This is a genomic window from uncultured Polaribacter sp. (assembly GCF_947497695.1).
GTDB lineage: Bacteria > Bacteroidota > Bacteroidia > Flavobacteriales > Flavobacteriaceae > Polaribacter.
Genome location: NZ_CANMHM010000013.1, coordinates 17,850 through 32,351, shown reverse-complemented (window position 1 = coordinate 32,351; position 14,502 = coordinate 17,850). Strand labels below are relative to the sequence as shown.

Here is a 14,502-nt window from a genome sequence, read left to right as displayed (position 1 = left end):
ATCTGTTTTTATTTGACATAAAATATAGAGTTAGTACTTTTGCACAAACCTAAGAATACCATGAGTAATACTAAATACGTTTTTGTCACAGGAGGCGTAACATCATCACTTGGAAAAGGAATTATTGCAGCATCTTTAGCTAAATTATTGCAAGAAAGAGGCTTTTCTGTAACCATCCAAAAACTAGACCCATACATTAATATAGATCCAGGAACTTTAAACCCTTATGAACATGGGGAGTGTTATGTTACTGATGATGGAGCAGAAACCGATCTAGATTTAGGGCATTATGAGCGTTATTTAAACATACCAACTTCTCAAGCAAATAATGTTACAACAGGTAGAATATATCAGTCTGTAATAAACAAAGAGCGAAAAGGAGAATTTTTAGGAAAGACAGTTCAAGTTATTCCTCATATTACTGATGAGATTAAACGAAGAATTCAAATTCTTGGTGAAACTGGTGATTATGATATTGTAATTACAGAAATTGGAGGTACTGTTGGTGATATAGAGTCTTTACCTTATGTAGAATCTGTAAGACAAATGCTTTGGGAAAAAGGCGAGGAAAATGCCATTGTAATTCACTTAACTTTAGTGCCTTATTTAGCTGCTGCAGGTGAATTAAAAACAAAACCAACACAACACTCTGTAAAAATGTTAATGCAAAGTGGTGTGAGTCCTGATATATTAGTATGCAGAACAGAACATGAAATTTCTGACGATATTAAACGTAAACTAGCACTTTTTTGTAATGTTAAAAAAGAAGATGTTATACAATCCATAGATGCAGAAACTATTTATGATGTTCCTAATTTAATGCTAGAACAAGGTTTAGACACTGTTGTTTTAAACAAATTAAAATTATCGTCTAAAGGAGAACCTGAATTAAAAGTTTGGAACAACTTTTTACAAAAACATAAAAACCCTAAACACGAAGTAGAAATTGCCTTAATTGGTAAATATATAGAATTGCAAGATTCTTACAAATCTATTACAGAAGCTTTTATTCATGCTGGTTCTACACATGAAACCAAAGTAAAATTACGTTGGGTACATTCAGAAAGTTTAACACCAAAAAATGCTGAGAAAAAATTACAAGGTGTTAATGGTATTTTAGTTGCACCTGGTTTTGGAGACAGAGGTATTGAAGGAAAAATTAGAGCCGTAAAATATGCCAGAGAAAATAAAATTCCTTTCTTCGGAATTTGTTTGGGTATGCAAATGGCAGTAATTGAGTTTGCTAGAAATGTACTACATATAGAAAGTGCAAGCTCTACAGAAATGAATAAAAGCACTAAAGAACCTGTTATTAATCTGATGGAAAGTCAGAAAGATGTAACAGATAAAGGAGGAACAATGCGTTTAGGAGCTTGGGATTGTGAATTGAAAAAGAACTCTAAAGTATTTGATGCTTATAAATCTGAATTAATTACAGAACGACATAGGCATCGTTATGAATTTAACAATGCTTATCTAGAACAAGTTGAAGCTGCAGGTATGAAAGCAACAGGTATAAACCCTAAAACAGGCTTAGTAGAAGTTGTAGAAGTAACTTCTCATCCTTGGTTTGTTGGTGTTCAATATCATCCAGAATATAAGAGTACTGTTTTAAAACCACATCCACTTTTTGTAGATTTTATTAAAGCTGCTTTAAAGCAATCTAAAAAATAAAGTATAAATGTAAGTCCTAAAGTTTTTGAAAAACTATAAGTAATTTTTCGATTTTGTCTTAATTGACAATTTTAAATTAGGAATGCTATTTGTAATTATATAAATGAATAAATTATAAAGCAGTAAAAACAATATAAAGCTGCTTTTCAACTACATTTGTAGGTTTTTACTTCAAAAAAGGAGTTTAAAATTGACAATATGACACTTTAAAATAACACATGGAACAAAAAAAATTCGATCTCAATTCTTTTATTGGAATGCTTTTATTAGGAGGTATTTTATTATTCTGGATAAACAGTAACAAATCTGATGAAACAATTGAACCTGAAACAAGTACTGAACAAGTTGTAGAGAGTACAAAAAACAACACAAACATTGTTACAGAAAATACACCTGTTTTTGAAAACGACTCCTTAAAACAAGTCGCTTTTACTAATAAGTTAGGGGCTTTTGCACAAAGTGCGATTCAAGGAACTGATGGAACATCAGTTTTAGAAAACAAATTGGTAAAATTGACCATTAATAATAAAGGTGGACAAATTATTGAAGCAGAAGTTAAGAATTATAAAACCTACGATTCTTTACCTCTTTATCTGATAAAAAATAGAAACGCTTCTTTTAACATCAATTTTGGTACTACAGATAACAGAATTTTAAATACCAAAGACTTATTTTTTAGCCCAACAATTTCTAAAAACGGAGACAATACCATTGTTTCTATGAAATTGAAAGTTTCTGAAACGCAATTTTTAGAATATCGTTACGAAATGAAACCAAATGAATATATGGTAGATTTTGCTGTACGTTCTCAAGGATTAAGTAATATTATCAATACTTCTAACCCAATTAATTTAGATTGGTCTTTAGATGGTTATAGAAATGAAAAGAGTATGAAAACAGAGAATACCATGTATTCTCACCTTTATTATAAAACTGAAAACGATGTTGATTATTTAAACGCTGGTAATTCAGAAATATTAAATGATGTAGATTGGGTTTCTTACAAACAACATTTCTTTACCTCTAGTTTATTATCTGATACTGCTTTTAATAACGCAACTGTAACTTCTACAGATTTGGTTAAAAATGAAGAAATTGATACTATTTTTACAAAACGATATGAATTAAAAACTCCTTTAGCTTTATCTAATGGAGAATTAAATTATAACATGAAATGGTTTTACGGCCCAAGTGATTATAATTTATTAAAAACTTTTAAAGGAACTGATTTAGATGAAACAGCAGATTTAGGTTGGGGAATTTTTGGTTTCTTAAACAGAACCATATTTTACCCTGTTTTTAATTTCTTAAAAGGATTTTTATCTAATTATGGATTAATTATTATTCTGATGACCATTGTTGTTAGAATTATTATGTCTCCTTTAGTTTACAAATCTTATTTATCAAGTGCAAAAATGAAGGTAATTAGACCAGAATTAACTGCCTTAAATGAGAAATATCCAGGAAAAGAAAACGCAATGAAACGTCAGCAAGAAACCATGGCAATTCAGCGAAAAGCTGGTGTAAGTATGCTATCTGGTTGTATACCTGCATTACTACAAATGCCCGTTTTCTTTGCCTTATTTAAATTTTTTCCAACCAACTTATCATTAAGACAAGAAAACTTTTTATGGGCTAATGATTTATCATCTTATGATATGATTTACAAATTGCCATTTAATATTCCTTTTTATGGTGATCATGTAAGTTTATTTCCAATATTAGCTTCTGTTGCCATTTTCTTTTATATGAAAATGAATCAGAGTCAGCAAGCAAATATGCAAGCTCCTACACAAGAAGGAATGCCAGATATGGGTAAGATGATGAAGTATATGATCTACTTCTCTCCTATTATGATGTTGTTTTTCTTTAACAATTATGCATCTAGTTTAAGTTTGTACTATTTTGTATCTAACTTATTAACCATTGCTATTATGCTAGTAATTAAGAATTTTGTAATTGATGAAGATAAAATTCATGCTCAAATAGAAGAAAACAAAAAGAAGCCAGAAAAAGCGAAGAGCAAATTCCGCCAAAAAATTGATTCTGCGATGAAACAAGCACAAGAACAACAAGCTGCACAACAGAAAAAGAAAAAATAAAGGCAATGCCTTGTTACGAATTATAAAATCCAAAACTTAATTGTTTTGGATTTTTTTTTTTTTTTGAAAACCTATGTTTAACTATTGATTTTTTTAAGATAGAAAACTAAATAATACGTAATTTAAAAATAATAAATATTAAACAAAATATAGTTTGAAAATAAAAACAGCAGAAATAATAATTGAAAATATCAAAAGAGAAGATTTTATCAAAAATTAGAATCAAAAAAGTTCTAAATCCACGAAAAATCTCAGTTTTTCAGGTAGCATCACACTAAATGTTCCTATAAACTTAAAAGGAAGTAAAATAAATATACCAGTTCCTTCAAAAATAAATGTAACAACAATAAATAGAGTAATAATTAAAATTTACAGTTATGTTGGTAAATATATCTTGTACTGTTTAATAATTGGTCTACTTTCATCATTACTTGTTTTTTTATTTTTCAATAATATATTATTTTTAGTTTTTTCATCTATAACAATAGCATTACTTACATTTCTTAATTTTTATTTAAACACCATAAAATTATCTGAAAAATATTTGAATACAATTAAAAAAAGTATAAAGAATAATTAAGTAGAAAAACCAAACTACAAATAACAATATAAACTGTTTAATATTTTATAACAAGCAATTTTTAAACGTTTTAAAAATATCTTACCAAAAAGTTAAAACCCGAATTAAATAAATAATTCGGGTTTTTCTATAAAAATTTTTACGCTTTTACTTGAAAGCATAACGTTCTTTTTCTCCATCTAAATTAATTACTTCAATAAAAATAGGATTTCCTTTTCCATAAGAAGCATCAATTATTTTGGCAGTTTGACCAGCATCTGTAACTGACTGCTTGTTAATTTTAGTAATAATAAAACCTTCTTTAACTCCGTAATAATTTAAATTTTTATTCCCAATTCCAATAATCTTGGCACCTCCTTCTATTTTATGTTTTTTTAATTCGTCCTTAGATAAATCTTTTAAAACAACAGATAAAGTTTTAGAAACAAAAAAATCTTTTTTACTTAGTTTTACACTTTTTACTAAAAAATCTCCATCTCTATCAATTGTAACATCAACAAAATCACCAGGTCTTTTTGCTGTTAATTGCCCTCTTAATTCAGAAAACTTAGAAATGTTAACACTATTAACTTTCTTAATAACATCGCCAGATTTTAAACCTGCTTTTTCTGCTTCACTATCATCACTTACATCTGCAATTTTAACACCCTCAATATTCATATCATTTCTATCGATAGTAATTCCTAAGATGGCTTCTTGTACTGCTCCAAATTCTAATAAATCATCAATAATTTTCTTAGCTATGTTAGATGGTACTGCAAAAGAATATCCAATAAAAGATCCTGTTTTAGAAGAAATTGCTGTGTTTATTCCAACCAATTCTCCACGTGTATTTACCAATGCTCCACCACTATTACCTGGGTTTACTGCTGCATCTGTTTGAATAAAAGAATCAATTGCAGAGTTTCCTTCTAAATCTCTTCCTTTTGCACTTACAATACCAGCTGTAACTGTAGATGTTAAATCATAAGGATTCCCAACAGCTAAAACCCACTCGCCAATTTTAACGGTATCTGAATCTGCAAATGGAATATATGGTAACTCTGCATCTGTATCAATTTTTAATAAAGCAATATCATTTTCTTTGTCTGTGCCTATTAATTCTGCCTTAAACTTTTGCCTATTATTTAGGGTAATTTCAATCTCTGAAGCACTCTCTATAACATGGTTATTTGTAACAATATAACCATCTTGAGAAATTATAACACCACTTCCAGTACCTATTTGTTCAAACTGCCTTTTACCTGAACCGTTTCCAAAGAAAATATCTAGAGGATTAACTTGTGTTCTAACAGAGGTGTTTTTTACATGCACAACAGCATGAATTGTATTTTCTGCAGCAATAGATAAATCTACTGAATTTGCGATTGAAGTTGCTTTGCTTAATACTGGATTAAAATTTGCTGTAACTGTTTTTAAGGGCTCAGAAACTGTTCTTTCTATAACCACCTCTTCATTAAAAAGCATTTTATAACCACCTAAAGTAATTGCTCCTCCTAAAATTGCCATTCCTAATAAACCAAAAAATTTCTTCATAATTTTAATTTTTTACCTCTCAAAAGTACAATTATAACAAATAAAAAAAATATGTTTAACTTGTTTTTAACTCACTTTAACCACTTTTTAACACTCCTTTTTTATCTAATAAATACTTACCTTTGTTAAGATGAATATAGAATTTTACAAGTACCAAGGAACTGGGAACGATTTTGTGATGATAGATAATAGAGCAAAAAAATTTCCTAAAGAAAACATTGCAATTATATCAAAACTTTGTGACAGACATTTTGGTGTTGGAGCAGATGGGGTTATTTTAATTGAAAATGATGATACATTTGACTTTAAAATGATTTATTTTAATGCTGATGGAAGCCAAACTTTCTGCGGAAATGGAGGCAGATGTGCTGTCGCTTTTGCAAAACAATTAAATATGATTGCTTCTAAAACAAATTTTATTGCTGTTGATGGACAACATTTAGCAGAAATAAAAGACGGAATTGTTTCTTTAAAAATGATTGATGTTGATGAAATAGAGGTTAAAGAAAACGCTGTTTTTGCATATACTGGTACTCAACATCACGTAGAATTGGTTGATGATTTAGATACTTTTCCTGTTTTTGAAAAAGGAAAAGAAATAAGATACTCTTACTCAAACCCTGGAAGTAATGTAAATTTTGTGCAACAAATAAACAACTCAACTTTTAGAGTAAGAACCTACGAAAAAGGGGTGGAAAATGAAACTTTAGCTTGTGGTACTGGTGTAACTGCTGTTGCTATTGCAATGCATAAAACGAATAAAACATCTGATAATTTAATTTACTTACCTGTAGAAGGTGGTAATTTAGAGGTTTCTTTTACAGAGAAAAACGGAGCTTATACAAATGTATTTTTAAAAGGACCTGCTACTTTTGTTTTTAAGGGTATTTTTACTGTTTAGTTATTTCAAAGAGATTAAAAGAGAAAAACTCAGAGTTTCAAAGTGTAAGAGTTTTAGATTTATAATCTGCTTATTATAGATTCTAGTTCATACAAGAATGACAAACTCGATGTTTTAAAAAATAATTGTAAATATGACTTTAAATGGCGAAAAAATAGACCTAAGAGCCTTAGAGCCAGAAGATTTAGATTTTCTATACACTATAGAAAACAATGAATCTTTTTGGGAGATTAGTCATACCCAAACGCCATTTTCTAAATACATTTTAAAACAATATTTAGAAAATGCTCATTTAGATATTTATGAAGCAAAACAGTTGCGTTTATTAATTGAAGAAAAATCAACAAAAAAACAAATAGGCATGATTGATTTGTTTGATTTTAATCCACAACATAAAAGAGCTGGAGTTGGCATTTTAATTCATCCTAAGTTTCAAGAAAAAGGGTTTGCTTCTAAAGCATTGTCAATTTTAATTAATTATTGTTTTACACATCTAAATCTACATCAATTATTTGCAAATATTACTTTAGATAATGCAAAGAGTATATCTCTTTTTACCAAACATAACTTCAAAAAAGTGGGTGTTAAAAAAGACTGGATTTTATCCGAAGGAAAATTTAAAGATGAAGTTTTATATCAGTTGATAAAAGACTAATTTTGTTTTTCATGAAAAAATTAAATATACATTGACTAAAAAATTTACCTACGCTGTTATAATAACTATCATTTTTGTTTGTGGATTAATAGGATACAATTACTACCAAAAAATATTTGGTACATCAATAACAAAAGAAACCATACTTTTTGTAAGAACTACAGATAGTTTAATAGACATTAAAAATAAGATTGCAAATTTTTCTAAAAGTCCAGAAACCTTTCTTTTGGTTGCTGCCAAGAAAAATTTTTCAAAACCAAAAGCTGGTAGATATCTTTTAACAAAAGGAATGTCTAACAACGAACTGGTAAATATGTTACGAGTTGGCAGACAAACTCCTTTAAAAGTATCGTTTAACAACCAAGATACTTTAGAAAAACTAGCGGGTAGAATTGCCGAACAAATAGAAGCTGACTCCATTTCTCTTCTAAATACTTTTAAAGAAAAAGAATTTTTATCAGAAAATAACTTGACAGAAAAATCGGTGTTACAAATTTTTATTCCTAACAGTTATGAATTTTATTGGACGGTTTCTCCAGAAAAATTAAGAACAAAAATATTAATATATTATAATCGTTTTTGGAATAAAAGCAGAATTGAAAAAGCAAAAAAACTGAACTTATCTAAAAGTGAAGTAATTACCTTAGCTTCTATTGTACAAAAAGAAACTGCAAAAAAAGAAGAAAGACCAATTGTAGCAGGTTTATATTTAAATCGATTAAATAATGGTTGGCCTCTTCAAGCAGATCCTACAATTATATATTGTGTAAAAGCTGTTAAAGGACAAGATTATGTGGTTAAAAGAGTTTTAACGGCAGATTTAGAACTCAACTCTCCTTACAATACCTATAAAAACAAAGGCTTACCTCCTACTTTAATTGCAATGCCAGATATTTCTGCTATTGATGGGGTTTTAAATGCACAGAAACACAACTATTATTATATGTGTGCAAGTGTAGATAGAATTGGTTATCATGATTTTGCAAAATCACTTGCCCAACATAATAGAAATGCAGCTAAATACCATAGTTGGATGAATAAACAAAGGGTAAATAGGTAAGTTATTGTAATCATTAACAGTAAAAGTTTTTAGTTTTAACGGTTTAAAAAAAACTATTGGTATTGAAAGTATACAAATTAGCATTTTTAGTTCCTTTTTTTTTACTAACGACCTTTTCTCATGCTCAAAATTCATCCTTTTTTAAAAAGTCCGATACATTAAATCAAAAAAGAAGAAACGCAGTTATAATTTCTGAAAGCGTTATAACAGGTAGTGCATTAATAGCATTAAATGAACTTTGGTATAAAGACTACCCACAATCTAACTTTCATTTTAAAAATGATAATAATGATTGGCAACAAATGGATAAAGTTGGTCATTTTATGACCTCTTACTACCTTGGTAAAGTAGGAATGGAAGTTTTAGATTGGGCTGGTGTGTCTAAAAAAAATCAATTGATTTATGGAGCAACTAGTGGCTTTGCCTTTTTAACTGCCATTGAAGTTTTAGATGGTTTCTCTAAAGAATGGGGGGCATCTCCAGGAGATATTATTGCAAATGCAGCAGGAACAGGTTTATTAATTGGCCAAGAATTACTTTGGGATGAACAACGTATTACAGTAAAATACTCTTTTCATCAAACAAACTTTGCAAAACAACGACCAAATACTTTTGGAGAAAACTATTTGCAACAAGCTTTAAAAGATTATAACGGTCAAACGTATTGGCTTTCTGCCAATATCTGGTCTTTTAATAAGAAAAGCTCAATCCCAAAATGGTTAAATCTTTCTTTGGGTTATGGAGCAGATAGCATGCTTTTTGGAAACTCAAACACAGCAAACTCAACACTACACAATCCTTACAGACAATTCTACCTGAGTTTAGACTTAGATTTGACCAAAATTAAGACAAATTCGGAATTCTTAAAATCTTTCTTTTCTGTTATCAACTTCATAAAAATACCTGCTCCAACAATAGAAATTAACACAAAAGGCTTGGTTAAATTTCATTATCTGTATTTTTAATAAAATTTAACATATTGAGGGTCAGTATATTTAATATTAGGATATACATTTGCACCGCAAAACAGAAAGATTTAATTTATCAAAAAGTTTTTAGTATTAAGTATCGTATTTTTAGGATTTATCAACGCTACTACAATTGATAAAAAAATAGGTGCTCACAACAAGACTACTTTAAAAAAATTAACTACATATAATATTCCCTATTTACAAAAAGACTTTGTAGGTTTTAAAGAAGCTTTGGCCTTTAAAGAATCTCAAGGAAAATATACAGTTGTAAATAGTTTGGGTTATTTAGGTAAATACCAATTTGGAAGAACAACCTTAGAAAGATTTAAAATATACAATACACAGGCATTCTTACAAAACCCAGAACTACAAGAAAAAGCTTTTTTAGCTTTATGTAAGGTTAATAAATGGATTTTAAGAAAAGATATTAGACGATTTGTTGGCAAAACCATTAATGGAATAAAAATTACTGAATCTGGTATTTTGGCAGCTGCTCATTTAAGTGGTGCAGGTAATGTAAAAAAATTCTTAAGAAGTAATGGTCATGAGGTATTTTCTGATGCTTATGGTTCTAGTATTCAATCTTATTTAAAAAAATTTAGTGGTTATAATGTTTCAAATATTAAAGCAAATAGAAATGCTACTGTTTAAATAGTAGCAACTAAAAAACACATTTTATAACAAAAAGGCTTCATTAATTCTTTTAAAAAGATAAATGAAGCCTTATTTATTTTCTCTTAATAAGTTATAAATGCATCTACTTTTGAATAATAAAAATAGCTGGTTTTTTATGTAAATCTGGTTGATGGTGTTTCCAATCTTTCACAGAAAGTGTTTTTATATACTCTGATGGTAAAGTAATATCTGCTGCAATACACAAGTTAGTTGTTGGGGTTAAAGCCGCTTTTAAATCTGTAAACATCTTTTCATTTCTGTAAGGTGTTTCAATAAAAATTTGAGATTGACCTTTATCTTTAGACAGTTTTTCTAAGTCTTTAATTGCTTTTTTTCTATCGGATTTATCAATTGGTAAATAACCATTAAAAGCAAAGTTTTGTCCATTCATACCAGAACTCATCATTGCCATCAAAATAGAACTTGGCCCCACTAAAGGGACTACTCTAATATTATTTTCATGTGCTAACTTTACAATACTTGCCCCTGGATCTGCAATTGCTGGCACACCTGCTTCAGACAATAAACCAACATTAATACCTTCTTTACAAACGTCTAAATACTTAGTGGTTTCTATTTCTTCTGCATATTTATCTAACAACATCAATTGTAATGAAGGTTGTGATTTTTTTGGCGAAATTTTTTTGATAAATCTTCTTGCAGATTTTTCATTCTCAACAATATAATAATCAATCTCTTCCACAACTTTTTTTACTGATAAAGGCATCACTTCTAAAGGTTCTGTTTCCCCTAAAGTAGTAGGTATTAAATAGAGTTTACCAATCATTATATGTGTTTTTAAAGCTAAATTTAAAGATTATATAGAGAAAAAACTAAATTATTTTGATTTAGGTAGATTATCTGCAATTACATTACAAGCTTGATCTAACATTTTATAAACTTCCTCAAAACCTTGATTTCCTCCATAATATGGATCTGGAACACTCAAATTTTTAGTAGGCTGTGTTTCGTTTAAAATCATTTTTACTTTTTGAGTATCTACTCTATTTCTTGCTAATGAAAGTATGTTTTGGTAATTACTTTTATCCATTGCATAAATAAAATCAAACGTATCAAAGTCTTTTACAACAAATTTTCTTGCTCTTTGATTTTTAATATCCAATCCATATTTTGCTGCAACATCAATAGAGCGTTCATCTGGTAGATTTCCTATATGATATGCAGCAGTGCCTGCAGAATCAACAAAAACTAAACTTTTATTTACTTTAGATTTTAAAATTCCTTCTGCTAATGGTGATCTACAAATATTGCCTAAACAAACCATTAAAATTTTATGCATAAAATGTTTTTGATAAAAATAAAAACCTATTTTGTTCTTAAAAAAAGAATTTTAAAAGAAAAATGAACATTTAGAAAGCAAATAATCTAATTATTATAAAAAGTAAATTAGAATTCAACAAATTATCAAAAATTATATTTTTTAGAAAGTTAACTTTTTAGTTAAATCCTCAACATACTTTTTAAACTGCTTATCTGTTTCAGTAAGATTGTCTACTGTTTTACAAGCGTGTAATACAGTAGCATGATCTCTTTGCCCTATTTGATTACCAATACTTGCTAAAGATGTTTTTGTTAATCTTTTTGCAAAAAACATAGCTAGTTGCCTTGCTTGTACAATGTGGCGTTTACGTGTTTTGGATTGTAAAGTTGCTACATCCATATCAAAATACTTAGAAACTTCTTTCTGTATATAATCTATAGAAACCTCTTTTTTGGTGTTTTTAACAAATTTGTCTACAATCTGTTTTGCTAATTCTAAAGAAAACTCTTTTCTATTAAAAGAAGCTTGTGCTATCATAGAAATGATAACTCCCTCTAACTCTCTTACATTAGATTTGATGTTTTTTGCAATATATTCTAAAATATCTTCATGCATTTCTACACCATCTCTATACAATTTATTTTGTAAAATAGAAATTCTAGTTTCGTAATCTGGTGCTTGTAACTCTGCAGATAATCCCCATTTAAAACGAGATAATAAGCGTTGTTCAATATCTTGCATATCTACAGGTGCTTTATCTGAAGTTAAAATTACCTGTTTACCATTTTGGTGTAAATGATTAAATATATGGAAGAATACATCTTGAGTACCTGTTTTACCAGACAAAAATTGTACATCATCAATAACCAAAACGTCAATCATCTGATAAAAATGAATAAAATCATTTCTTGTATTTGACTTTACAGAATCAATAAACTGTTGAGTAAATTTTTCTGAAGAAATATATAAAACTGTCTTATCTGGGTATTTATCTTTAATATCAACGCCAATAGCATGTGCTAAATGTGTTTTACCTAAACCAACGCCTCCATAAATTAATAATGGATTAAAAGAAGTACCTCCTGGTTTATTTGCTACTGCCATACCAGCAGAACGTGCCAATCTATTAGAATCACCTTCTATAAAATTTGCAAAACTATAATTTGGATTTAATTGAGATTCAATCTTAACTTTTTGTAAACCTGGAATCACAAAAGGGTTTCTTAATTCTCTTTTAGTAGATTCTAAAGGAATCGTAACTCTTTGTGCTTTTAATGGATCTCTATTAGAACTTGGTATTTTAACAATTTGCGGTCTATTACTGCTATAATTGTTTTCCATTTTAACATCATAAATCAATTTTGCATCATTGCCTAATTGCTTTACCAATGCAACACGTAATAATTTAATATAATGCTCTTCTAACCACTCATAAAAAAATTTACTAGGAACCTGAATTGTTAATGCTTCACCTGAAAGTTTTACGGGCTTTATTGGTTCAAACCAAGTTTTATAAGCTTGTGGCTTAATGTTGTCTTTGATAAAAGACAAACATTCACTCCAAACTAGATCAGCAGTTAAATTCATTTTTTTGGTAGTAGTTAGTTTGTTAATAATTTAAGATAAAAAAAGCAATTTATTACTATTTTTATAAGTAATACAAAAGTGTGAATAAAATTTAGTATAAAAAAATGATTTACTATTGATTATTAACTTTTTTTTACGTAAAATGCTTTTTATATAAAATTCATATAACTTTTGAAAAGTTCATCAACAAAAACACGAATTCGTTATTCTGAAACAGACCAAATGGGTGTTGTTTATCACGGTAATTATGCTCAATTTTTTGAATTAGGGCGAACAGAATGGTTACGCTCTTTAGGGGTTACTTACAAAGATATGGAATTCAATGGAATAATGCTACCTGTTATATCTATAAACTTTAATTTTGTTCAATCTGCCTTATATGATGATGTTTTAACCATAAAAACTTTTTTAAAAAAAAAGCCAATGGTAAAAATTGAATTTGATTATGAAATTACAAATCAAAATAACGAATTAATTTGTACAGGAAGTTCTGTTTTAGCATTTATGAATTCAAAAACAATGAAGCCAACACGTTGTCCAGATTATTTATTGAAAGGTTTGGAATATTAATTTATAGGTTATCTATTTTTTTTACTTTTAAAATTGCACCGCTTTATCTTTTTTTAAATAAAAATTACCTTGTAAGTTATTAACATATATTATTGTTAAAAACCTTTAATATTCGTAATTAATTTAGATGAAAAAATAAACAAAGAGTTTATTCTAATTCAATAATATCAACTTTATACAATTTGTTAAATTTATTAAAAATTAAATCAGCATTTTTTTTTCGAACAGAAATTGAATACTCACAATTCATTTCTAATTTCTGATGGGTAATTTCAATATTTATTTCTTTAATAATTCTTTGTACAACATTCATTACATCATAATCAAAAGTCAATTTAAAATAAATGTTGATGGTTTTTTCAATAATACTAGCAGCTTGTAAAGTAATTTGTGCCGATGTTTTATAAGCAGTAATTAAACCTCCAACGCCTAATTTTGTTCCGCCAAAATAACGGACTGAAACGATTAAAATATTGGTAACTTTAAAAGATTGAATTTGACCATAAATTGGTAAACCTGCAGAATTATTGGGTTCTCCATCATCATTTACTCTAAATCTAATTTTCTCTATTCCTAGTTGATACGCATAACACCAATGTCTTGCAGCATGATGTTTCTTTTTCAATTCTTCAATACGTTTTTTTACATCCTCTTCAGAGAAAACAGGAAAAGCATAGCCAAAAAACTTAGATCCTTTTTCTTTAAAAAGGGTTTCGATTGATGGTTTTTCTATGGTTTTATAAATATCTGTCATTATAAATTCTAAAATATTATTAATAAAGCAACTGTCATTCCTGTGAAAACAGGAATCTATACTTTAACAATTAAAAAGGAATTGACTTGCTCTGCAAAAGAGTAATTATGTACTTTTCTAAAATAAAAAGTATATGCTAGATTGTTGTCTTCTCA

13 protein-coding genes are annotated in these 14,502 nt (G+C 28.3%); 8 read left to right on the top strand and 5 right to left on the bottom strand.

What is annotated here, in order from left to right:
• Positions 1 to 60 precede the first annotated feature (60 nt).
• Both Q0731_RS11360 and yidC read left to right on the top strand, forming a co-directional pair.
• Positions 61 to 1,674: a CTP synthase gene (locus tag Q0731_RS11360; RefSeq protein WP_299064152.1), complete on the top strand. Its 1,614-nt coding sequence runs from the start codon at positions 61 to 63 to the stop codon at positions 1,672 to 1,674.
• Positions 1,675 to 1,892: 218 nt separating this feature from the next.
• On the top strand, positions 1,893 to 3,776 hold the full coding sequence (gene yidC / locus Q0731_RS11355; RefSeq protein WP_299064151.1) for a membrane protein insertase YidC: 1,884 nt from the start codon (positions 1,893 to 1,895) through the stop codon (positions 3,774 to 3,776).
• 727 nt (positions 3,777 to 4,503) lie between these two features.
• Here yidC and Q0731_RS11350 read toward each other — a convergent pair.
• On the bottom strand, positions 4,504 to 5,892 hold the full coding sequence (locus tag Q0731_RS11350; RefSeq protein WP_299064150.1) for a trypsin-like peptidase domain-containing protein: 1,389 nt from the start codon (positions 5,890 to 5,892) through the stop codon (positions 4,504 to 4,506).
• Between the two features lie 130 nt (positions 5,893 to 6,022).
• Between Q0731_RS11350 and dapF the strand changes: the two genes are divergently transcribed.
• The 5 genes from dapF to Q0731_RS11325 all read left to right on the top strand — a co-directional run bounded on the left by dapF (position 6,023) and on the right by Q0731_RS11325 (position 10,130).
• Complete coding sequence (dapF, locus tag Q0731_RS11345) at positions 6,023 to 6,793, top strand: diaminopimelate epimerase (protein WP_299064149.1); 771 nt, start codon at positions 6,023 to 6,025, stop codon at positions 6,791 to 6,793.
• Positions 6,794 to 6,926: 133 nt separating this feature from the next.
• Positions 6,927 to 7,448 carry a GNAT family N-acetyltransferase gene (locus Q0731_RS11340; RefSeq protein WP_299064147.1) on the top strand — a complete coding sequence of 174 codons (522 nt, stop codon included), beginning with the start codon at positions 6,927 to 6,929 and terminating at the stop codon, positions 7,446 to 7,448.
• Between the two features lie 31 nt (positions 7,449 to 7,479).
• Positions 7,480 to 8,508 carry an endolytic transglycosylase MltG gene (gene mltG, locus Q0731_RS11335; protein ID WP_299064145.1) on the top strand — a complete coding sequence of 343 codons (1,029 nt, stop codon included), beginning with the start codon at positions 7,480 to 7,482 and terminating at the stop codon, positions 8,506 to 8,508.
• A gap of 62 nt (positions 8,509 to 8,570) precedes the next feature.
• Positions 8,571 to 9,473, top strand: a complete 903-nt coding sequence (locus Q0731_RS11330) for a DUF2279 domain-containing protein (RefSeq protein WP_299064143.1) — start codon at positions 8,571 to 8,573, stop codon at positions 9,471 to 9,473.
• Positions 9,474 to 9,608: 135 nt separating this feature from the next.
• Positions 9,609 to 10,130 (top strand): peptidoglycan-binding protein LysM, encoded by a 522-nt coding sequence (locus Q0731_RS11325; RefSeq protein WP_299064210.1) that lies wholly within the window; start codon positions 9,609 to 9,611, stop codon positions 10,128 to 10,130.
• A gap of 106 nt (positions 10,131 to 10,236) precedes the next feature.
• Here the strand turns inward: Q0731_RS11325 and Q0731_RS11320 are convergent, their stop codons facing one another.
• The 3 genes from Q0731_RS11320 to dnaA form a co-directional block, all read right to left on the bottom strand.
• Entirely contained in the window at positions 10,237 to 10,941 is a 705-nt protein-coding gene (locus tag Q0731_RS11320) for an SAM-dependent methyltransferase (RefSeq protein ID WP_299064141.1), read from the bottom strand.
• Between the two features lie 51 nt (positions 10,942 to 10,992).
• Positions 10,993 to 11,454, bottom strand: coding sequence for a low molecular weight protein-tyrosine-phosphatase (locus Q0731_RS11315; RefSeq protein ID WP_299064139.1), 462 nt, complete (start codon positions 11,452 to 11,454; stop codon positions 10,993 to 10,995).
• 141 nt (positions 11,455 to 11,595) lie between these two features.
• Positions 11,596 to 13,023 (bottom strand): chromosomal replication initiator protein DnaA, encoded by a 1,428-nt coding sequence (dnaA, locus tag Q0731_RS11310; protein WP_299064137.1) that lies wholly within the window; start codon positions 13,021 to 13,023, stop codon positions 11,596 to 11,598.
• A gap of 171 nt (positions 13,024 to 13,194) precedes the next feature.
• On the opposite strand from dnaA, the gene Q0731_RS11305 reads away from it, so the two are divergent.
• Positions 13,195 to 13,593: a thioesterase family protein gene (locus Q0731_RS11305; RefSeq protein WP_299064135.1), complete on the top strand. Its 399-nt coding sequence runs from the start codon at positions 13,195 to 13,197 to the stop codon at positions 13,591 to 13,593.
• A gap of 148 nt (positions 13,594 to 13,741) precedes the next feature.
• Here the strand turns inward: Q0731_RS11305 and Q0731_RS11300 are convergent, their stop codons facing one another.
• Positions 13,742 to 14,347, bottom strand: coding sequence for a YigZ family protein (locus Q0731_RS11300; RefSeq protein ID WP_299064133.1), 606 nt, complete (start codon positions 14,345 to 14,347; stop codon positions 13,742 to 13,744).
• Positions 14,348 to 14,502 lie beyond the last annotated feature (155 nt).

Bases quoted from the DNA above. Each gene is read 5' to 3' on its own strand.
- Q0731_RS11315 (WP_299064139.1), bottom strand. From the start codon at position 11,454: ATGCATAAAATTTTAATGGTTTGTTTAGGCAATATTTGTAGATCACCA.
- Q0731_RS11300 (WP_299064133.1), bottom strand. From the start codon at position 14,347: ATGACAGATATTTATAAAACCATAGAAAAACCATCAATCGAAACCCTT.
- Q0731_RS11320 (WP_299064141.1), bottom strand. From the start codon at position 10,941: ATGATTGGTAAACTCTATTTAATACCTACTACTTTAGGGGAAACAGAA.
- dapF (WP_299064149.1), top strand. From the start codon at position 6,023: ATGAATATAGAATTTTACAAGTACCAAGGAACTGGGAACGATTTTGTG.
- dnaA (WP_299064137.1), bottom strand. From the start codon at position 13,023: ATGAATTTAACTGCTGATCTAGTTTGGAGTGAATGTTTGTCTTTTATC.
- Q0731_RS11340 (WP_299064147.1), top strand. From the start codon at position 6,927: ATGACTTTAAATGGCGAAAAAATAGACCTAAGAGCCTTAGAGCCAGAA.
- Q0731_RS11360 (WP_299064152.1), top strand. From the start codon at position 61: ATGAGTAATACTAAATACGTTTTTGTCACAGGAGGCGTAACATCATCA.
- Q0731_RS11350 (WP_299064150.1), bottom strand. From the start codon at position 5,892: ATGAAGAAATTTTTTGGTTTATTAGGAATGGCAATTTTAGGAGGAGCA.
- yidC (WP_299064151.1), top strand. From the start codon at position 1,893: ATGGAACAAAAAAAATTCGATCTCAATTCTTTTATTGGAATGCTTTTA.